We start from the raw sequence: 19,393 nt of genomic DNA on the forward strand, positions 1-19,393 counted from the left end.
GACGCCGTCCTCACCTTCCGCAGAAACACCATCCCATTAGTGTGTCACCCCGGCCAACCGCGAGCCCCTCACCAGCACGAACACCAGCTGAACCACCAGATCCTCGCTCAAGAGGTCCAACTCAGGTGCGTGCGCTCCTCTAGTGAGACCTGAAGCTGCGCGGCGGAGGCGCTGGTTTGCGCACTGTGACGGTTGCACGCTCTGTGTGTTGAACGGAGAGGCGCGTCCGAGGTGACAGCAACGCTGACAGCAACGCGATGGTGTCCACCGGGGTGAGCCGAACCGGGTTGATGCTCTGACCTGCAGGGACCTGGTCAACTTCGCTTGTCCGGACGGACTTTTAATCCGCGGGTCGAGGGTTCGATCCCCTCCGGGCCCACCAGGTGAGGGGCATATTGTGCGATCCACAGATCTCCCAGGTGTCCCCATAGGTGTCCCCATAGTGTCCAAACCGGGGCCAGTCATAGATGGGTCATACCGCAGTCCCGTCGTGGGTCTCACCCGCGCGGCATACTCGGCGCCATGCACCCCTGGCTGACGAAGACCTCGCGCGGCTGGGTCGAGCCGCGACCGTCGGCCTGCGAATGCGGCAGCACCCGTCACGTCGTCGGGTGGACGTCGTGCGGCTGTGGCGGTGGGCCGATGACGGGTGGGCACCGGACATGGATCTGCGTCGACTGCGGGCATCGTGTCGCGGTCGGGTGCCCGGGGCAGGTCGGTGCCGGGCCGATGCATGAGTGCGGATAACAAGGGTGCAACGAGGCTCTCCGGGCTATGGTTCCGCCATGAGCCAGCTTCGGATATCGCGCTGCCAGGACGAGTCCTGGGCTCCCCAGCGCCTTCACTGGGCAGCGATCGACGATGACGACCGGATCGTCATGCGGGAGTTCGCGGAGTCGATCCGCGGGGTGGTGGACCCCCTCCACTTCATTGACGTGATGGCAGACATCAAAGCGTCTATCGAGACGATCGAACGCTGCTGCGCAACGGCTCCCGGGCAGGTCGAGCCAGTCGCACGCGACCGCAACTTGTTCGAGCTCAAGCTCAGCTTCCGGACCTGGGGCTTGCGCGTGCGGATCTATGAGACTGAGGACCCTAGGTTGCCCGGCTACCTGGTGGCCCTGCGTGCCCATCAGAAGGCCATTGGTGACTCTCAGGACGAGATCGATCAGATGCAGAACGACGAGATTGATGTCGCCAGCCGGCGCTGGGCCAGTGGATACGCCACCGGGTGGGGCCTCATCGGGTGAGTCACCCCATCCCGCGGTTGCTCCTCGAGCGGAGAGGTATAGGATCAACCCTATGAACGACGTCGACCCCTTCGATGAGCTGTTCGAGTCTCCTTCTGCTCAGCTTGCTCTTCATCTGGCCCGCGAGGACCGCAAGCTCCTCGCGGACCTCGTCGCCGTACGCAAGAGCCACGGCCTTACTCAGAGCGAACTCGCCGACCGGATCGGCGTGTCACAGGCGACGATCAGCGAGTTCGAGCGCATCGGAAATGACCCTCGGATGTCGACCGTACGCCGCTACGCTCGTGCGCTTGGCGCGATGATCCGACACCAGCTTGATTCAAGCGGGATGACTGAGGGATCTGAGGATCTAACTCACTTCGCAGGATCCGGAATCGCCACTACGCGAACCGCCGATGCAGTCACACGCGAGTTGCGCGACCGGCCTGCTCGTGTCGAGGAATGGAACTCAGGCGCTGCGCGGCAAGCAGTGCGCCAGCGTGCTGTCCGGATGGGAGCTCATGTATGAACGACGAGCCCTCGCCTGAAGAGCATGGTCGTTCCGGGAGTGAGGACGCGCGGCGAGCGTTGGAGCGGATGTTCCCGCCGGGAGCTCCTGAAGTGGCTATCGGGTCCCTCCAATTAGGTCGCTCGATGGTTGCTCCGAGCGTTTCGGTTACCGTCTCCGGCGACGAGGAGTCGAAAGACGGCTTGGACTGGTCGATCTCGGGAATCGCAACCGGTCAGGAGTTCCCACCGATGGCACTCTTAGGTGACCTCTTTGTGCGGATGGACGGTGTCGCTGTTGGCGTGTCGGTGAGCGCGTCTATTGCACTGAAGGAGTTCGCGGGCGTTCTCACCGAGGATGAGGTGACGACGCGAACACGGTCGCTGGCGCCCTGGGCAACTCACGCACTGTACGACGTCGCCGCTTCTGAAGCTCGTCGGCTCCTTCTGAGCATAGGGTCTGATCCGACAATCGTCCCGATGGTCACGCCTATCCCTCCTGACGAAACCGTCGTCGACGAAGAAGCAGGCTGAACGCACGAAAGCGCCCACACCCTCCCGTAGGAGAGTGGGGGCGCTGTGTACGGTCCGGGTGGGGCCTACGTTGTTGCGACGGCCAGGAGAACCCCTCCGACCAGGCTCATCACGGCACCGACGAGCCCGATAACTCCGAACGTCCAGACCCGTCCCCACTCCTGCTCCGCCTCCCGCAGTTCGCGGTGCTTGTGCGTGTTCTGACGCCCGAAGTAGTTCCACGTGTGAACCCAATCGTCGTCACCCCGCTGCTTAATCAAGCGGTCGCGTAGCGCCAGCTTCGCATCCAGCTCGGCGGACGCTCGATATTCAGGGTGCTCACGGAAGTTGGACTCGTCCGCCGCCTTATCTCCCCACCGTTGCCGAATCTCGTCGACGAGTTGTGCGAGGCGTTCCTCTCTTGCTGAGGAGTCCGCTCGCTCCCTAAGCAGCTTCGTCCGTCTCAGCCCTATTAACAAGATCGCCACGACCGCCTGCGCGAGCGCAAGCGCCGATCCGGTCATCACCAACCATGTCCCGACGATCACCATGGTTGAACTGTAGATGCTGGCCTACGCCAGAAGCGCCCCCACCCTCCCGGCCAGTAGGCCAGGTAGGTGGGGGCCGATCTTGTGCGAGACGTGTCGTGCTATAGCCTCGACCGTTCCGAAAGCGCGACGAGTGGAAGTAGGACAGGCATGAGCACCGCAGAGTTTGTCGTGGATACGCCGGACGGAGAGGTCGAGTTCCCCTCGACGGGACCCGCAACGGACTACCTGCTCGAGGAGGGCTTCGCGAACCCAGACCGGGAGCCGCACTGGCATATGCGTTGGTGCCTGGACCGGATGGAAGTCGGAGAGTCGATGGACGTCGGGCCCGTGAGGGTCCACCGCATCGCGACACGCAGCTGACCTGATCCGTCAAGGTGCCGGGGAAGACGAATGCGCCCCCACCCTCCCAAAGGAGAGTGGGGGCGCAGCCATGCACGCGTGGGCGCTTCCGGCGAAGAGTCAGTGCCTCACACGATCTCGGCTTCGGCTTCGAGAGCTTCAGCAAGTGCCAGGGATGCCTCGACATCTCCGGTCACCCCAAGCGCTTCGCTTGAGCGCACCACGTACCCGTAGTCCAGCTCGTCCCGGAAGTCATCTTCTTGGTCATCGAGGACGTCGCGGTCGTCGGTGACGATGACGATGATCTTGTCTCCGCAGGACGCGTACGTGTACTCAGTGCGGGGATCGTTCTCCCAGGCGCAATCCGCCCCGGCGTCAGTGATGTCCTGTTCAAGACTCCTGGTGCCGTCCTGGACGTCGGGCTCAGCGGGTTCCGATGGCGCACCGCAGGCCGCGAGAGTTGCAACGAACGCGGCCGCTACTGCAGGAACGGCTGCGCGGCGACACAAGAGGCTGCCTTTCGCTGTGGCGAGGCGCGGGGCGATCACGTCTCGGGTCAGCCAGTACGCCTCGATTAGTAGCAGCACGGCACCGAGCGCGACGATTGCCCAGACGAGCAGCATCATCAGTGCCCCTGCGAGTGCGGGATCCATGACTCGATCATAGCTCCACGCAGCAGGACACCCCCGCTCTCCCGTTGGGGGGGTGTCCCTATGTTTTGAGTCAAGCCGCGAGGGCGGCCGGCTCGGGCGTGGGAACGATGGTGGGTGGCTGGTAGTAGGTGCCGTCGCGGAGCATCGCGAAGAGGACGTTGCAGCGGCGTCTGGCCAGGCAGATCACGGCGGCGTTGTGGCGTTTGCCTTCGGCGCGTTTGCGATCGTAGTAGGCCTTCGAGACGGGGTCGTGGTTCGAGGCGACCCAGGCGGAGTAGAACAGCGCGTTCTTCAGCCGCTTGTTCCCTGAACGCGCGGGGAACTCGCCACGGATCGAGGTTCCCGAGCGCCTGGTCACGGGTGCAATGCCGGCATAGGCCGCGAGGTGGCCGGGTGTCTCGAAAGCGGTGCCGTCGCCGATGTTCAGGAGGATCTGGGCGGCGGTCTTGATGCCGATCCCCGGCATGCTCATCAAGACCGAGGCGAGAGGGAAGTCCTCCAGCATGGCCTCGACCTCCCGAGCCACGGTCGCCCGCTGCTCTTTGAGCTCCTTGACCTGACCAGCGACTCTCGGAATCACAAGCTCCACCGCCGCGGTCGCTGGCACGACCACGCTCTGCTCATCCAGGGCCGCGAAGATTCGATCGACCAGTGCTTCAGGGTCGCGTCGGGAGTGGGAACGGGCGAACCGCAGCACTCTGCCTCGGCCTGTACTCGTGAGCCCGGTGGGGCCGCCGAACTTCTCCAGCAGGTCCAGGACGATCCCGGTGGAGAGGCTGCCGCCGGCGAAGACCCGCTCGAGGGCGGGATGGATCTGGGTGAGCAGAGACCGGATCCGGTTCAGTGCCCTGGTGGTCTCATGCGCGAGGTCCTCATCGAAGCCCGCGAGGACCTTCAGGGCCGAGAGGACCTCGCTGTCGCGGTCGACCTGGCGCAGGGTGTGGGGCATCGTGCGGGCGGTATCGGCGATGATGAACGCGTCGCGCGCATCGGTCTTCGACCTGCCCGGATACAGATCTGCAGCCTTCCGCATCGCCAGCCCTGGCAGGTAGGCGACGGCGCAGCCAGCGTCTCGGGCGACAGCGATCGCGAGAGCTCCGATGGTGTTGGGCTGGTCCACGACCATCAGCACTCTGCCGTGTTCCTGCAGGCTGGTGAACAGCTCTCGGAGCTGGGTCTCGTCCTGCGGGAGCGGCTTGTCGAACAGCCGATTCCCATGGGGATCCAGAGCGCATGCGTGATGCTCGCTCTTTCCCACGTCCAAGCCGACCACGACCGCGTATCTCGGTTCCATGATGCTGTCCTTCCCTGGAGCATCGTTGCTGCTCGCAGTCTCGACACCCGGTGCCGGCACCCACGTTACGAAGAGACCTCACCAAGCGGTGGGCCGTGTCCCTATCAGCGGTCAACGCGTGTCTCTCGACCAGGCGGCAACACCCCCCGGACCATCAATGGCAGGGCAACAGAGCCATACCCGGCCGAGCGACCAGACCCCCGGCGATTGGGGGGGTGCTCACAAGGTAACGGGCGGAGAGCGGGGGCTTCCCGGAGGGCGGCTCGCCATAGAGGGGGGCAAGCGAGCCGCCCCCGCACCCTACTCGTATCGACCGCTACGCGGCCGCTCGCTGTCTAGTCTGCGCGATCGTTCGAATCGAGCGCGCCCGGCAACCGGCGGCGCTCCTGCGGCCAGAACTTCGGTGGCCGCGTGCGTGCCTGCGGGATCTCGCGCATGAGTAGCAGCACGCCGGCGCGCGGATACCTTCGATGACCACCGGCGGTCCGGAGGTACGGCAGCCGGCCAGCGTGGGCCCAAGCTGCGACCGTCTTGGGGGCCACGTGGAGGATGTCCGCGACCTGGCGTGGTGTCAGCATTTCGGGGAGGTCGAGTGGCTCTTGCACGGTGTTCGGCTTCGTAGCGGGGTGCAGGGACCGCGAGTCACGAGTCGCGTTTAGCGGTCTGCTGGGCCGTGGTGATCTCGACCTGTCGCGCCGGAGTTGCCGGGGAGACCAGGACGCGGACGTCTACGCCCCGTGCTCGTCTGACGGTCACCCATCCTCCGCCTGCGCGCATCGCGTTCAGGATGTCGTCCTCGAGCGGGCGGACATCCTTCGCAGCGACACCGTATGTCTCTCCGGCGATCTCGAACCGGTGGTTCGGCATGGATGCGGGCTCCTTCTGCTAGGGAAGAGGTGAGGGTTGTAGCTGGGCATGGAAGCGCCCCCATCCCGCCGTAGAAGGATGAGGGCTTCCCCTTCCCAGGGACTGGTACTCCCGGCGCGAGCGTGCGGGAGAACGCAGACTCCTGAGCATAGGCCGATGGGCGGCTGTGCGCCTGAACGAGTGGTCAGGGTCGGTGACGCTGCCCTCTCTCTAGAGGAAACCCTCACTCTCCCGAGGGGGCAGGAGAGTGAGGGTTTCTCAAGCGGCTCCTCGTCAAGGGTGGTGGAGAGACGGGGAGCCGCAGTCCCACACTACAGACGAGTCCGTATCACCGATATCCACCGGTGGTCAACCACAACGTCCGCACACGTGTTCGACTCAGGCGCGGAGATGCGGTGGGAGACAATGGGGCATGAGCACAATAAATCCGGTGTCAGGCACCGAATGCGCAGCGGCCCCGGAATCGGTCCCCCAGAGTTCACCGGAGCTGACGGCGAGTAGTGCACCGCGCGGGGGTCGGGTCACAAGGCGCGACGGGATCCTTGACGGGGCGGCGAGGATGTTCGCGGAGTACGGGTACCACGGTGCGAGTCTGCGGAGCATCTCGTCGCATATCGGCATCTCGCATCCCGGCATGCTGCACCACTTCGAATCGAAGACGGTTTTGCTTGAGAGTGTGATTGAGCGTCTCGAAGCTGAGGTGCAAGAAGCGCTCGCCCGTATTGATGCTTTGAGCGTCGATGTTCCCGCGTTCCGGCGTGGCCTGGTAGAGGTCTGGGACCCGAGGTGCCATTCGATGCAGCTGCTGGCGATGCTCTACACGGATGCTGTCAGCGAGGAGCACCCGGGACGGTTTCGTATGGCCCGTCTACGTCTGGTCCACGAGCATGTCCTCGAGGAGTGCTTCACGTTGTTCGCCGAGCGCGGCCTGCTGCGGGAGGGCATTGATCCTGCATTCGCCAGTCTCGCTCTGATGGATCTCATACTCGGGCACGCCGTTCGTGAGAAGACCGTGCGAGCGATGCGGGGTGAGCGCTACGGCGACAGCCCGCTCACCGACCTCGACAAGCTCCTCGGAGCGTTCCTTGCACGCGGCCCACAGGACGACGGCAGCTAAGGGCCCCCGCCCCCACGAAAGAAGGCGCCCCATCCTCCGGCCGTGAGGATGGGGCATTGCGGGTCTGCGGGAGCCTCCCTCGTCTTGAGAGGTGCGACCCGGTTGCACAGTACGAAGCGACCCGCGAGGGAGTCGAGTTCTCGCGACCAACCGGTTAGAAGAGACGGCGCCCCCTACTGAACACAAGAGCGCCCCCGCCTGCCTTGAACAGTGGACAAGACAGGCGGGGACTATACCCGTAAGACTTCCTTCCGGGGCTTCACTCGGAAGGAGATCCGTGATCACACTACTGCCCGCATGAACTGTTACTGGGGCGGCGGACCGCGCGGTCGTCTTCGGCGTGCTCCCGCTCGCACATGTCGCGGGCCCACATCGAGGGGTACGTGGCGGTGCAGTCGCGGCACTGCCAGTCCAGCCCCTCGGCCCACTCAGGCGTCGCCATCGGGGGTGTCCAGTCCGTCCATGACGCCGTCGCGGTCCGCGCGGCGCCCGTGGGCCTAGCGCAGCGATGACCACGGGCACGTGGACTGGCCCGGGCTGGTGCTGGTGATCAGCGGCTGCGTCGGACTCGTGCTCGCCTGCACCTCGATCGGCGAATCCGGTCGCCTCACGCTGGGCACCGGCGTGACGGTCCTGGCCGGCGTCGTGCTGCTGGCCTGGTTCGCGCGCCGTAGTGTGCGCATTGCTCATCCGCTTCTGCACGTGCGACTGCTGGCCCGTCGCGAGATCGCGGCCGGCGCGGTGATCGGGTCGTGCTTCGCCGGCGGCTACTTCGGAGCCGCAGCCATCATCCCCGCGTTCGTCCAAGGCGTGCGCGGAGATCCGGTCTCGGTCGCCGGCGTCCTGGCTGTGCCCACCGGCCTGGTCGTGGGGCTCACTCTGCAGGTCGCTACACGTCTCATCGATCGGATCGATCCCCGCCGGGTGATCGTCAGGTGATCGTCACCGGTACCGCCACGGCCCTCCTAGGAGCCCTCAGCCTCGGGCTCGCACTCAGCCTCGATGCGTCGTATCTGGTCATCGGTGCGCTGAGCATCTTGGTGGGCATCGGGTCCGGTGCCACCTTGATGCCCACCACGGTCGCTGCGACCAGCAGGCTCGACGGGCCCGAGCTGCCGCAGGCCACCACCTTGCTGATGTTGTTGTCCCAGCTCGGCAACGCGTTGGGCACTGCGCTGGTCGCCTCCACCATCACTCTGCTCGTCGATCTCCGCGTCGAGGGCCTGGATGCCGGCGGGCACGGCGGACTCGCCGCGATGGTCGCTCTCGACCCCGCCGAGCGCGCCGGTCTTCTCGATCAGCTCGCCGCCACCGTCGGCCTGAGCTACGCCACCCCCGCCGCTCTCATCCTCGCCGCGCTGCTGGTGGCTGCGTGGGGCATGCGCGCCACGGCGCCTGAGCCCCGCAAGACGACGGAGGCGGTCTAACAGTCTTGTCCGGTCGTGCGGACGGTTGCGACTTCGGTGGTCCAGTCCTGCCACGGTCCACCACGCGCGGCACCTTCGCGCTCACAGCAGGAAACCATCTGCCCGCCGAGCGGATAGGAGAGGGCAGGGGCGTCATGATGCAGGGGATACCGACGGTGTTGCCAGGCCGCGCACAGCACCAGATGGTGGCATCAAGGGATGAAGCTGAGTCGACTCCTCCACTCCGCACGAACTGCCCTGCGCAGCGAGAAGGGCCGCCAGGCAGCCACGCGTGCCACGGACACGGTCGCCGACACCGCGCGGCGCGCGTCGCCGCGTCACAGCGCGAAGATCGACCAGGCACAGCAGAGCGCCAGGAAATACCTCGACCGCCAGTGAACACAGGCACGCGCCCCTGATCCGACCCGGGAAGGTCGTATCGGGGGCGCAGTCATGCAGCCAGCAGCGTCGAGCTCGGCGGTCGGCGTCAGCGCGTCGCGCGCACAGAGTCGACCACCTGCTGGCACGCGGCCAGGCCCGCCCACTCGTCGTCGTCCGCGCCGGCGTAGACCAGGCACAGCGGTCCGTCGTAGCCGGCGCCGAGCACCGCCTGCAGCACGCGGCGGTAATCCTCAGTATCCAGGGCGCCTTCAGCGGTGGTGGGGCACTTGGCGTGGGAGGTCTCGGCGAGGCCGCCGATGCTCGCCAGCTGCGCCTCGCGATCGGGCATCTTCCAGTTGTCCAGATCCACCAGCAGACCGATCGACCCGTCTGCGGCGTCCAGCAGCGCGTGGACGTCGTCGGCCGAGGCCAGCAGGTCCTTCCAGTTCTCAGTGACCACTCGCACCGGGGAGCCGGCAGCCAGCCGGGCCAGGCGCTCGCCGCTTGCGGCGATGAGCTCGGGCGTGGGGGAGGACTCTCCCGCGCACACGCGGCCTCGCTTCGCGCCGAGGACGGCGGCATCCTCCAGCCAGCCGGCGATCCAGGCCTCGTGGGCGTCGGCGTCGGTGGGGTGGACGGGGTCGCCGGAGTCGACCAGCAGGGCATCGAGGACGACGTCGGCATCGGCGAGCGCTGCGCGTAGCTCTTCGAGGTAGAAGCGGTCGCGGTGGGGCAGGTGGAAATGGCACAGCTGCACGGTGCCGACTCCGTGGGCGGCAAGCTCGCGCGGCAGGTCCAGCATGTCTATGGCGCCGGGTGCAGCGGCCGTCGGCGTCATGGCAGAGGAACCCGGCGGATTCGCGTGCTCGGCGATGAATCCGCCGAGGGTGCGGTGCAGCGACCAGGCGTGCACGGCCATCGGTGTTTCCGGAGCGCGGGATGCGTCGGCCGGGGTATCGGCAGGGGCAGTGTTCTGGGCAGCGGTGCTCATACGCGCCAATGTATCGGCACCCCGTGCTCGCCATGCCGGTACCCGGCGTCGGCGACCGGACGCCGGCCCCCGCAGAGATCCCGTTCTATGCAAGGCTCAGCAGGTGCGCGACCACTCCACATCGTCCCTCGGCGAGCCGGCCGCCGATCCAGCGCTGCTGAGAACGCTGGAGGCGGCCGGTCTGCCGACGACAGGACGCTTCTCTCTCAAGGCCGGGTGGGTCAGTCGCGCGTGGGTCGGCGACGACTACGTCGTCCGGCTGAGCAACGGTCCGTTCCGTGACGCGTATCGGCACGAGGCCGCAATCGCCGGCCTGCTCACCGGCAGCGGGGTCCCGCACGCTCGACACATCGCGCACGGCGATGGCCCGGACGGACAGTGGTATGTCTCCGAACGTCTGCCCGGCCGCACTCTGCATGATGTCTGGCCGGAGGCGGAACCGCACACGCGCCAGGAGATCATCGAGAGCCTCGGTGCCGCGCTTCGTGCACTGCACCGCATTCCTGCCCCGGCCGATCTGCTGCCGCCCTGGTTGGCCGACGCACTCGCCGGCGGGCTCTGGAACGCCTACCACCCACCCGTCGTGGGAGCGGCACTCCAGCTGGTCGGCTCGGCTCAGCAACGCCCTGGTCGCGACCTGCGCCTGCTCGCTGACGTGGCGGAGTGGCTCGAGGAACGCCTGGCCCTGTTCGTCGTCGACGAGCCCGCCCTCGTCCACGGTGATCTCCACGGATCCAACGTGATGGTCGACGACGGTCGCGTCACCGGGCTGATCGACTTCGCCGAGGCGCTGGCTCAACCGGCGGATGCCGAGCTCGACACCATTCTGCGATGGTGCGCGAGGCCGGGAGAGTACCCGCCCGTGCCCGGTGGTTCCGGGCTCGAGAGGCCCTCACTGGCAGAAGTCCCCGGATGGCTGCGCGGCGCGTATCCGGAACTGTTCGAGCGCGAGCATCTGCGGGAGCGGTTGAATTTCTACGACATGTACATGGAGCTCGCGCTCCTGGCGCACCATCCGGACCCCGGCGAACGCGCCGCAGCGCAGGACCGCATCGCGCGTCTGCTCTCGGGCCGTAATCATCTCGATGGGCTGATCCGGCAGACATAAAAAGCTTGTCGGTCGCTCGCCGATCACCGAGGCTTGCGACCAGGCCGCCACGAGGCGTTCTTGCCCCGAACGAATGGAGTTCCTGTGGCCGACGAGTGCGTCTCGGTGACCTCGACGAGCGTGTCCCGCGAGCGTCGCGAGTGGACCACGACGGTCCACCGGCTGCTCACTCATCTCGCGAACACCGGAGTCGGTGGCCTCCCGGTTCCGCTGCCGGCCGGATCGCCTGATCGTGACGAGGTGAGCTTCGTGGAAGGGACCACGGTGGTGGATGTGATGCTCGGTCGCGACCAGTCGGAGTCACTCGGCCGCCTGCTCCGCTCGATCCACGATGCCGGCGCCCAATTCGGAACATCGCCTCACGACGCATGGCAACCGTTCGAGTTCCGCGCCACGGGAGCGGGCACCTTCGGCGAGAGAACGTTCCTCAGCGAGGTCGTGATCGGCCACGGGGACACGGGACCGTGGAACGTCCTGACGACCCCGTCAGGAGCGGTCTCGCTCATCGACTGGGAGTTCGCAGGCCCGATCGTGAGACTCGACGAGGTCGCAGCCACGTGCTGGTTGAACATGCGCTTCCACGACCCCGATGTCGATGTGGTCGCTCCGCGCACCGGGATCGAGGAGAAGGTCGACCTGATGTCGGCGTTTCTCAGTGGCTACGGGCTTCAGCGGGAGCTGTGGCCGGCTGTCGTGCAGGGTATGAGCGACTACGCGATCCGGGATACGGCGTACGAGGCGACCCGTCTCGGGATCTCTCCGAATCGCCCCTCGACGGACGAGTCGGCGCAGTGGCGGCTGGCCTGGCGCTCTCGCAGCGCAGCGTGGATCATTCGGCACCGCGCCGAGATCCTGCACCTGCTGGGTCTGTGACAGCGACGTCGGTGCGCGTGGGAGTGGGTCGCCGGCAGTGGCGGCGACCCGCTCAGAGCAGCAGGAGAACACCGCCTATGGCGCCGACCGTGACCGCAGCTGCGCCCAGCACCACCGCCCAGGGGGAGAGCGTGCTGCGACGAACCGTCATGGTGGTGGCGTAGATCGACGCCATGCTCGATACAAGCAGAACGGCGGCCACGACGACCAGGACGAAGCCGAGTGCTCTCACAGGGCGGCCTCGGCGCGGGGAGCGATCGTCATGGACGTGATCATCCCATGACGCCGAGACGGGCAGCCGCAGCGGGGTCGAGCTCACGCGCTCTCGCGCGTCGCCCCGTGGAGCGATGGCAATCGGTCCGCCGAGCGATGTGCGGGCGAGTCCGCGGATCTAGCGTCGAGGTGTGGAACAGATCAACGACTTCATCCTGCAGGCGGCCGAATCGCCATGGCTGCTCCTGGTCATGTTCGTCTCCTCCGTGATCGACGGGTTCTTCCCGCCGATTCCCAGCGAGACCGTGCTGGTGGCGGCCGTCGCGACCGCCGCGGCCACCGGGGATCCGGTCACCATCGTGCTGCTGGGCCTGATCGCCGCGGCGGGCGCGATCATCGGGGACAACATCGCCTACCTGCTCGGCCGCACGCTGGGGGACCGGATGCCGCGCTGGATGCAGGGGCGGCGATTCTCCTCGGCCCTGGCCCGCGCCCAGCAGTCCCTCGAGCAGCGTGGGGCGCCGTTCATCCTCTCCGCCCGGTTCATCCCCGTCGGCCGGGTCGCCGTGAACATCAGCGCGGGTGTCCTGCGCTATCCGTGGCCCCGGTTCGCGGCACTCAGCGTCGCCGCCGGCTTGATGTGGTCGCTGTACAGCACGGTCATCGGCGTGGTCGCCGGGCAGTGGCTCGGTGACCAGCCGCTGCTCAGTGCGGTCATCGGAGTCGTGGTGGCCGGCGTGATCGGCCTCGTCGTCGACCGGGTCAGGACGGCCCGAGGACGCGCGTCGGCACGGGCACGGATCACACCTGCCCTGCTCCCGGCCGGCCATGCAGTCCCGGACCGCGTGGCCGAGACGGGCGCACCGCAGGAGTCATCACCGCCGCGGGAGCGGAAGACCCCGGCGGCCCTCGGGCCCGTCGTGCCCTGCCCTGCGGCGCTCTGACCCGCCGAGACGGGCGCATCGGCGCCGACAGCCACCCTCCCAGGTAGGGCCTGTGCGTGGTACGTGAGAGTGATGTGCCGGGATGCGCTGCGGGCTAGCGTCGGAGTGTGGACCACACCGATTTCCCCGGCGATCTCCCGCGCTCGACCAGACGGGCGCGACGGATGCGCATGGTGCCGCTGGCCGCGCTCATGGTCCTCACCGTGACGCTGTTCTCGGTGCTCGTGCCGATCCACTCGACCTACTACGGCACGCCCGTGCCCGTGGCCATCCCGCTCGGGGCCGCCCTGTGCAGCGCACCGCTGATCGCACTCAGCAGACCCCGAGCGGCAGCCGTCGTCTTCGGCGTGGCCGCCCTGGTGCTGCCCCTGGTGACGGCAGCGAGCCGGGACCAGTCCTGGCCGTGGCCCTGGTCGGTGCCGGCGATGATCACCTTCACGGTGTTCGTCCTGGTGATCGCCACCGTCCACGGGTGGCGCATCGGTCTGGTGTCCTGGGCCGCGCCCATGGCCGCCTCCCTCGCCCTGCCGATGATCGTGCCCGCCGTCCCCGCGAGCACGGCCGGCCCGAACCTCATCGTGACGGCCTCGATCACCGGCGCCGCGCTGCTGGTGGCGGTGCTGCTGGCCGGCAGGATCCGCGTGGGCGAGGAGCTGAACCGGGAACGGGAGCTCACGGCATCGGAGCAGGCACGGCGCATCCTGGTCGAGGAGCGCACCCGGATCGCCCGGGAGCTGCACGACGTGGTCGCCCACAGCACCTCGCTGATCCAGGTCCAGGCCTCCACCGCCCGCTACCGGATCCCGGATCTCGCGCCGGAGGCCACCGCGGAGTTCGAGGAGATCTCCCAGACGGCCCGCAACTCCCTGACCGAGATGCGGCGCCTACTCGGCGTGCTGCGCACCGAGGATGACGCCACCGAACTGGCACCGCAGCAATCGATCGCCGATATCCCGGCCCTGGTCGAGGGCATCCGCCGCACCGGCGGCGAGGTCGAGTTCTCCTTCTCGCCGCCGCCCGACGGATTGCCGCCCAGCCTGCACATCGCCGCCTTCCGCATCACCCAGGAAGCCCTCAGCAACGCCGTGCGCCACGCGCCCGGCGCTCCGATCGACCTGAGCGTCGGCACCGAGGGCTCCGCCGTCGCGCTCCGCGTGCACAATGACGAGGTTGCCGAGGGCGACGCCACCCAGCCCGGCGCTCGCCGGTCGCCCTCCATCGCGGGCCTCGACGGCACCGTCGCTGCCACCTCGGGCAGCGGCCACGGACTGCGCGGCATGCAGGAGCGGGTCTCGCTGCTGGGAGGCAGCCTCGCCGTGGGACCCGACCCCTCGGGAGGATGGACCGTCTCCGCGGTGCTGCCGTTCGATGATCGGGACGGGAGGCCGGAATGAGCATCGACGTCCTGATCGTCGACGACGCCGCGATGGTCCGCGCGGGATTCGCCGCGCTCCTGGACGCCCACGACGGGATCCGGGTCGCGGGCCAGGCCACCACCGGCAAGGAAGCTCTTGCGCTCGCCGCCCGGCTGAGCCCGGACGTGATCGTCATGGACGTGCGGATGCCGGAGCTGAACGGCATCGAGGCGACCCGGCAGATCCTGGGACCGGGCTTCCCGGCGGCGAAGGTGCCGCGGATCCTCATGCTGACCACCTTCGACATCGATGACTACGTCTACGACGCCCTGCAGGCCGGGGCCAGCGGGTTCCTGCTCAAGGACGCCCCGCCCGAGGAGCTCGTCCATGCGGTGCGCGTCGTCGCCGCCGGCGACGCGCTGCTCTCCCCGGGCATCACCCGGAAGATGATCGCCCAGTTCGCCGCCCAGAAGCCGCAGCCGCCTCGCGCCGCGGGGCTGCTGGCGAAGCTCACCGAGCGCGAGCGGGACGTGCTGCTGCTGATGGGGCAGGGACGCTCGAACGGGGAGATCGCCGCCGACCTGTTCCTCTCCGAGCACACGGTCAAGACGCACGTGGGCAGGATCCTCACCAAGATCGGTGCCCGCGACCGCGTCCAGGCCGTGATCTTCGCCTACGACAGCCGCCTGGTCGAGCCCACCTCCTGAGATCACTCCCCGGTAGGGGGTCGCCAGGGCACCCGCGAGCGATGTCCTGGACGAGGCCGCGTCCATAGCCTCCTGGCGTCACCCCAGGAGGAGAACCCATGGCCATCGCCCCGGCGCCGCAATCCCGCACCGCCCCATCCCGCACCGCCCCATCCCGCACTGCCCCGCATCGCCCGGCAGGGCGAGCCTGGGGACGCGACGCCGGCATCGACCTCGTGCGGGCGATCTGCGTGCTCGTCATCGTCGTGCTGCACTCGCTCCAGGTGGGCGTCACGCTGGCACCGGCCGGGCCGGTCCTGGAGTACGCCACGGTGGGCGCCGCCTGGTACCCGCCGCTGACGTGGCTTCTTCAGGTGATGCCGATCTTCTTCGTGATCGGCGGCTTCGCCGGGATGCACGGGTACCGGCGGATGCGCGAGCGAGGCGGAACCGCGACCGGCTTCGTGGTGGGACGCGTCCACCGGCTGCTGGTCCCGGCCGTGGTGACGATCGCCGTCGCCGGATTCGCGCTGGCGGCGCTGACCAGCGCCGGGGTTCCGGCCGACCTCGTCGCGCTGACCGGCATCCGCTACGGACAACCCCTGTGGTTCCTGGGGGTGTTCCTCGCCGTCCAAGCGGTGCTCCCCGCACTGCTGGCCGCACATCAGCGCGCCCCGCTGGCCACCCTCGCCGGCCTGGTCACCGGCGCCGTGCTGATCGACGCCCTGCGGCTGGCCACCGGCATCGAGGCCATCGGCTACGCCAACCTCGCCTTCGTCTGGCTCGCCCTGCAGCAGGCCGGATTCTTCCTCGCCGACGGGCGCATCGACGCCCTGCGGCCCCGGACCCGAGCCCTCGGCGGGCTCGTCGCCGTCGCCCTGGCAGCCGGCACGATCACTGCAGGGATCTTCTCCCCGGATCTCATCGCCAACATGAACCCGCCCACCACCGTCCTGCTGCTCGTCGGCGCCGCACAGATCGCTGTGCTCTCGCTCCTGCGCGGGCCGATCACCGCCCTGAGCAGGCGGCCACGGGTCGCGGCACTGACCGCGTTCGTCACGGAGCGCGCCATGACCATCTACCTGTGGAACCTCACGGTGCTGCTGGGGATGGCCGCCGTCACCGCGTTCGTCGCCGCCGCCGCAGAGCTGTCGCTGCCCGAGCCCTCGAGCGCGGAGTGGTGGCTGACGCGGCCGGTGTGGATCGCTCTGGCCATCGTCCTGACCGCAGGCGTGGCCCGGCTGCTCGGCGGCATCGAGCGACTCCCGCTGCCGCAGGCCCCGACCACCTCCGCCTCGCGGGCGGCGCAGGCCGTCCTGATCGGCCTCACCGGCGTGCTGGTGCCCCTCGTGGCCGGCACCACCGCCCTGACGGCGACCAGCGCGATCGTGATGATCGTGCTCGCGCTCTCCCGCCTCCGGGAGCCGCGGGGACCGGTGGCATTCGCCGGGAAGGCGGCCTGAGCGATGTCGACCCTTCTGCTCGGACTGGGCGTCGCCCTCGTCGGCGCGCTGCTACTGGCGGCCGGCGTCGAGCTGCAATCTCGAGCCGTGCATGCCACGGACGGGCAGTGGCGCAGCTACCTCACCAGCCGTGGCTGGCTGCTGGGCGCCGGCCTCCTGGCCGCGGCCGTGATGACGAACCTGCTCGCCCTCTCGCTGGCCCCGGTCAGCGCCGTGCAGGCGGTGAACATCATCGCTCTGGCGGCCTCCTCCGCCGTCGGGGCCCTCACCGGCCGGACCGTCCTGACCCGCTCGGTCGTGGTGTCGATCCTGGCGTGCGTGGCCGGAGTGCTCGGTGTCGTCGGCGTGCTCTCCTCGCATCCGGGCGAGGCGCTCGGATCGGACCTCGACAGTCGCCTCCCGGACGTCATCACGATCCAGGCGGTGTTCGCGCTGACGGCAGGCGCCCTCGCGTGGATCGGACGCGGCACGCACAGCAGGAGGGTGCATCTGGCAGGGCTCGTCGTCGCGGCGATGCTCTTCGCCAGCATCACGACCGTGGTCAAGGTGCTGGTCGAGCTCGCCCTCCGCGACGGACTCGCGGCCACGCTGGCCGCCCCCGGGACTCTCGTCGCCCTCGTCTCGATCGCCGTCGGCGCCGGGCTCGCCAACGTGCACCTCCAACGCGCCCACCGGACCTCTCCTGCCCCTGTGGTCGTCGCCGGCAGCACCATCACCGACACGATCACCGCCGCGGCGATCGGGATCCTGGTGCTCGGGGAGAGCGCGCTGACACCGTCCGCCGCGGTGTGGCTGCTGCTGTTCGCAGCCGTCTCGGCCGCCGGCGTGCTCGGGCTGTCCCGGCTGCGGCACACGGATGAGGCGGAGACGGCACCTCCACGCCCGGCGCGGCGAGAGATGGCACCCTGGGGGCGGTCTCAGCACACCGCACGATCGACCACAGGGAGCCTCCATGTCGCCAGTCCGGCTCACCGGGAACCTCGTCTGCGCCGACGTCGACGAGGCGAGGGTCGTCGAGGCGTACCTGCCTCGCCACGTCGAACTGACCCGCGCCGAGGAGGGCTGCGAGTATTTCGACGTCACGCGGACGGACGATCCGCTGATCTGGTCCGTCCAGGAGCAGTTCCGTGACGCCGACGCGTTCGCTGCCCACCAGGAACGGGTTAAGGACGACGCGTGGGGCCGGGCGACAGCGACCATCAAGCGCGATTACGAGGTCACCGGGCTGCCTACCGAGACAGCCGAGTGAGGGAGCCCGCGGCGCGGCACTGGTGACGCGGTGTGCGCCGACGGGTGCCCCGCACCGAAAGGGCCAGCCCCTTACTCTGAGCGCATGCCCTCCCTCCTGTGCCTGGATCTCGGGACCTCCGCTGCCAAAGCGGCGCTGATCGACACGACGGGCACCCTCCGGGCGCAGGCGAGCAGCGCGTACCCCACCCGATCCGCCCCGGGCGGAGGAGCGGAGCAGGCTCCGTCGGACTGGGTGCGCTCCGCACGCGCGGCGATCACGGCCATCCGGGCCGACGGGCCGGGCGATGGCTCACCCGATGCGCCGATCGCAGCGCTGTCCCTGACCGGACAGATGCAGGACCTCGTGCTCGAGACGGACGACGGCACCGACGTCCCGGCCATCCTCTACAGCGACACCCGTGCCGCTCGGGAGGCCGACGAACTGCACGCGGCTTTCCGGGACGAGGATGCAGCAGTCTCCTCGTGGGACCGGATCACCGGGAACCTGCAGGACGCCACCAGCTGCGCCGCGATGTTCCGCCGCCTGGTACGCACCGACTCGGGCCTGGTCCAGCGCACGCGGGGCATCGTCTTCGGTCCCGCCGGCCACCTCGCGCACCTGCTGGGTCTGGGCTGCTGGTGCGATCCGACCACGGCCGCCGCCACCGGCCTCCTCGACGCTCGCAGCCGCACCTGGTCGCCGCCGATCGCGGCGGCCGCAGGCATCGACGAGACACTGCTGCCCGCGATCACCACGAGTGCCGGTGAGGTCATCGGCCGCACCGGTGCGAACGCGCAGCAGCTGCTGGGCCTGCCCGCCGGTCTTCCCGTGGTGCTCGCGCCCGGTGATGCCGGGGCGACGACGCTGGGCCTGGTCGGCCTCGACCCGGGGGACGAGTACGCCTACCTCGGCAGCAGCGGGTGGCTCGCGTCCGTGCTGCCCCGCGCCCACTCCGCCTCGCGCCCGGGCGCATCGCACCACCTCGCCCTCGGCGCGACCCGCCGCGCAGCTGGCGGCACACTGCGGATCTCCGCCCTGCTCGCTGCCGGCGCCGCCGCGTCCTGGGCGCGCGAAGCCCTTCTGTCGGGTGTATCCGCGGCGACGGCCGACGCCATGCTCGAGCGCCGTGAGGCCGAGCGCGGTCGCGGGCCGACGGGCCTGCTCGCCCTGCCGTCCCTCTTCGGGGAGCGTTTCCCCGTACGGGACGGCGACTTGCGCGCCGCGCTCATCGGCATGGGACCGGGCACCTGCGGGATCGACATGTATGCGGCGGTGCTCGAGGGGATCGCCCACGCCCTCGCCCACGCGCACGTCGAGGGGGCGGAGGGGCGGCGTCCGCTGGCGGTGACCGGCGGGGGAGCGGCCTCCGCGCCGTGGCTGCGGATCCTCGCCGACGTCATGGGCCGGCCCGTACGGACCCTCGAGCAGGACGACGCCGCCCTGGTGGGCTGCGCCATCGCCGCGGCCGAGGCTCTCGGGCTGGAGCACGGCATCGTCCCGCTGGCGGCCCGGGAGACCGTCCGCACCATCGAGCCGGATCCGTCGGCCGCCGAGGCGCATGCGTCGCTGCGACCGGCCCATCGCGCGCTCTACACCGCTGTCGCCGAGGTGCGCGCGCTGCAGTGACAGCCGGATCCTCGCCCCACCGCGGTGGAGCGTCCCGGCTCACGCC

Annotated in this window: 23 protein-coding genes; 17 read left to right on the plus strand and 6 right to left on the minus strand. The window is 68.8% G+C overall.

Annotated features, from left to right (window positions below; all coding sequences use genetic code 11):
• Nucleotides 1-785 precede the first annotated feature (785 nt).
• The 3 genes from AC5020_RS09545 to AC5020_RS09555 are packed head-to-tail and all read left to right on the plus strand — an operon-like array spanning nt 786 to nt 2,270.
• Entirely contained in the window at nt 786-1,250 is a 465-nt protein-coding gene (locus AC5020_RS09545) for a hypothetical protein (RefSeq protein ID WP_464988108.1), read from the plus strand.
• A gap of 52 nt (nt 1,251-1,302) precedes the next feature.
• Nucleotides 1,303-1,758, plus strand: coding sequence for a helix-turn-helix domain-containing protein (locus AC5020_RS09550; RefSeq protein ID WP_464988109.1), 456 nt, complete (start codon nt 1,303-1,305; stop codon nt 1,756-1,758).
• Nucleotides 1,755-2,270: a hypothetical protein gene (locus tag AC5020_RS09555; protein ID WP_464988110.1), complete on the plus strand. Its 516-nt coding sequence runs from the start codon at nt 1,755-1,757 to the stop codon at nt 2,268-2,270. The genes AC5020_RS09550 and AC5020_RS09555 overlap by 4 nt, the downstream gene beginning before the upstream one ends.
• 65 nt (nt 2,271-2,335) lie before the next feature.
• On the opposite strand, the gene AC5020_RS09560 is transcribed toward AC5020_RS09555, so the two are convergent.
• Complete coding sequence (locus tag AC5020_RS09560) at nt 2,336-2,800, minus strand: hypothetical protein (RefSeq protein ID WP_464988111.1); 465 nt, start codon at nt 2,798-2,800, stop codon at nt 2,336-2,338.
• Nucleotides 2,801-2,947: 147 nt separating this feature from the next.
• Here AC5020_RS09560 and AC5020_RS09565 point away from each other — a divergent pair, with 147 nt between their 5' ends.
• Nucleotides 2,948-3,160, plus strand: a complete 213-nt coding sequence (locus tag AC5020_RS09565; RefSeq protein WP_464988112.1) for a hypothetical protein — start codon at nt 2,948-2,950, stop codon at nt 3,158-3,160.
• Between the two features lie 107 nt (nt 3,161-3,267).
• On the opposite strand, the gene AC5020_RS09570 is transcribed toward AC5020_RS09565, so the two are convergent.
• The 3 genes from AC5020_RS09570 to AC5020_RS09580 all read right to left on the minus strand — a co-directional run bounded on the left by AC5020_RS09570 (nt 3,268) and on the right by AC5020_RS09580 (nt 5,664).
• Nucleotides 3,268-3,792, minus strand: a complete 525-nt coding sequence (locus AC5020_RS09570) for a hypothetical protein (RefSeq protein ID WP_464988113.1) — start codon at nt 3,790-3,792, stop codon at nt 3,268-3,270.
• 70 nt (nt 3,793-3,862) lie between these two features.
• Complete coding sequence (locus AC5020_RS09575) at nt 3,863-5,086, minus strand: IS110 family RNA-guided transposase (protein ID WP_464988114.1); 1,224 nt, start codon at nt 5,084-5,086, stop codon at nt 3,863-3,865.
• A gap of 335 nt (nt 5,087-5,421) precedes the next feature.
• Nucleotides 5,422-5,664, minus strand: a complete 243-nt coding sequence (locus AC5020_RS09580) for a helix-turn-helix domain-containing protein (protein WP_464988166.1) — start codon at nt 5,662-5,664, stop codon at nt 5,422-5,424.
• A 701-nt stretch (nt 5,665-6,365) separates the two neighbouring features.
• Here AC5020_RS09580 and AC5020_RS09585 point away from each other — a divergent pair.
• The 4 genes from AC5020_RS09585 (at nt 6,366) to AC5020_RS09600 (ending at nt 8,875) form a co-directional block, all read left to right on the plus strand.
• Complete coding sequence (locus AC5020_RS09585) at nt 6,366-7,070, plus strand: TetR/AcrR family transcriptional regulator (protein ID WP_464988115.1); 705 nt, start codon at nt 6,366-6,368, stop codon at nt 7,068-7,070.
• A gap of 522 nt (nt 7,071-7,592) precedes the next feature.
• A complete protein-coding gene (locus AC5020_RS09590; protein WP_464988116.1) occupies nt 7,593-8,009 on the plus strand; it encodes an MFS transporter in 417 nt (138 codons plus the stop codon).
• Nucleotides 8,006-8,497: a hypothetical protein gene (locus AC5020_RS09595; RefSeq protein WP_464988117.1), complete on the plus strand. Its 492-nt coding sequence runs from the start codon at nt 8,006-8,008 to the stop codon at nt 8,495-8,497. The genes AC5020_RS09590 and AC5020_RS09595 overlap by 4 nt, the downstream gene beginning before the upstream one ends.
• A gap of 198 nt (nt 8,498-8,695) precedes the next feature.
• A complete protein-coding gene (locus AC5020_RS09600) occupies nt 8,696-8,875 on the plus strand; it encodes a hypothetical protein (protein ID WP_377793022.1) in 180 nt (59 codons plus the stop codon).
• A gap of 88 nt (nt 8,876-8,963) precedes the next feature.
• On the opposite strand, the gene AC5020_RS09605 is transcribed toward AC5020_RS09600, so the two are convergent.
• Nucleotides 8,964-9,848 (minus strand): sugar phosphate isomerase/epimerase family protein, encoded by an 885-nt coding sequence (locus tag AC5020_RS09605; protein WP_464988118.1) that lies wholly within the window; start codon nt 9,846-9,848, stop codon nt 8,964-8,966.
• A gap of 103 nt (nt 9,849-9,951) precedes the next feature.
• Here AC5020_RS09605 and AC5020_RS09610 point away from each other — a divergent pair, with 103 nt between their 5' ends.
• Nucleotides 9,952-10,956, plus strand: a complete 1,005-nt coding sequence (locus tag AC5020_RS09610) for a phosphotransferase family protein (RefSeq protein ID WP_464988119.1) — start codon at nt 9,952-9,954, stop codon at nt 10,954-10,956.
• Nucleotides 10,957-11,040: 84 nt separating this feature from the next.
• Nucleotides 11,041-11,829 carry an aminoglycoside phosphotransferase/kinase family protein gene (locus tag AC5020_RS09615; protein WP_464988120.1) on the plus strand — a complete coding sequence of 263 codons (789 nt, stop codon included), beginning with the start codon at nt 11,041-11,043 and terminating at the stop codon, nt 11,827-11,829.
• A gap of 52 nt (nt 11,830-11,881) precedes the next feature.
• Here AC5020_RS09615 and AC5020_RS09620 read toward each other — a convergent pair whose 3' ends face one another.
• On the minus strand, nt 11,882-12,061 hold the full coding sequence (locus AC5020_RS09620) for a hypothetical protein (protein WP_464988121.1): 180 nt from the start codon (nt 12,059-12,061) through the stop codon (nt 11,882-11,884).
• A 172-nt stretch (nt 12,062-12,233) separates the two neighbouring features.
• On the opposite strand from AC5020_RS09620, the gene AC5020_RS09625 reads away from it, so the two are divergent.
• The 7 genes from AC5020_RS09625 to AC5020_RS09655 all read left to right on the plus strand — a co-directional run bounded on the left by AC5020_RS09625 (nt 12,234) and on the right by AC5020_RS09655 (nt 19,347).
• Entirely contained in the window at nt 12,234-12,986 is a 753-nt protein-coding gene (locus tag AC5020_RS09625; RefSeq protein WP_464988122.1) for a DedA family protein, read from the plus strand.
• 107 nt (nt 12,987-13,093) lie between these two features.
• Entirely contained in the window at nt 13,094-14,380 is a 1,287-nt protein-coding gene (locus AC5020_RS09630) for a sensor histidine kinase (protein ID WP_464988123.1), read from the plus strand.
• Nucleotides 14,377-15,048, plus strand: coding sequence for a response regulator (locus AC5020_RS09635; RefSeq protein WP_377018204.1), 672 nt, complete (start codon nt 14,377-14,379; stop codon nt 15,046-15,048). The genes AC5020_RS09630 and AC5020_RS09635 overlap by 4 nt, the downstream gene beginning before the upstream one ends.
• A 98-nt stretch (nt 15,049-15,146) precedes the next feature.
• The gene (locus AC5020_RS09640; protein ID WP_464988124.1) at nt 15,147-16,490 is read left to right on the plus strand and encodes an acyltransferase family protein; all 1,344 of its coding nucleotides are present in this window, start codon (nt 15,147-15,149) and stop codon (nt 16,488-16,490) included.
• 3 nt (nt 16,491-16,493) lie between these two features.
• Nucleotides 16,494-17,621, plus strand: a complete 1,128-nt coding sequence (locus tag AC5020_RS09645) for a hypothetical protein (RefSeq protein WP_464988125.1) — start codon at nt 16,494-16,496, stop codon at nt 17,619-17,621.
• On the plus strand, nt 17,533-17,739 hold the full coding sequence (locus AC5020_RS09650; protein ID WP_377793126.1) for a putative quinol monooxygenase: 207 nt from the start codon (nt 17,533-17,535) through the stop codon (nt 17,737-17,739). The genes AC5020_RS09645 and AC5020_RS09650 overlap by 89 nt, the downstream gene beginning before the upstream one ends.
• 84 nt (nt 17,740-17,823) lie before the next feature.
• The gene (locus tag AC5020_RS09655; RefSeq protein ID WP_464988126.1) at nt 17,824-19,347 is read left to right on the plus strand and encodes an FGGY family carbohydrate kinase; all 1,524 of its coding nucleotides are present in this window, start codon (nt 17,824-17,826) and stop codon (nt 19,345-19,347) included.
• Nucleotides 19,348-19,393: the final 46 nt, after the last annotated feature.

It is taken from the genome of Brachybacterium sp. SYSU DS0246, from assembly GCF_059391765.1.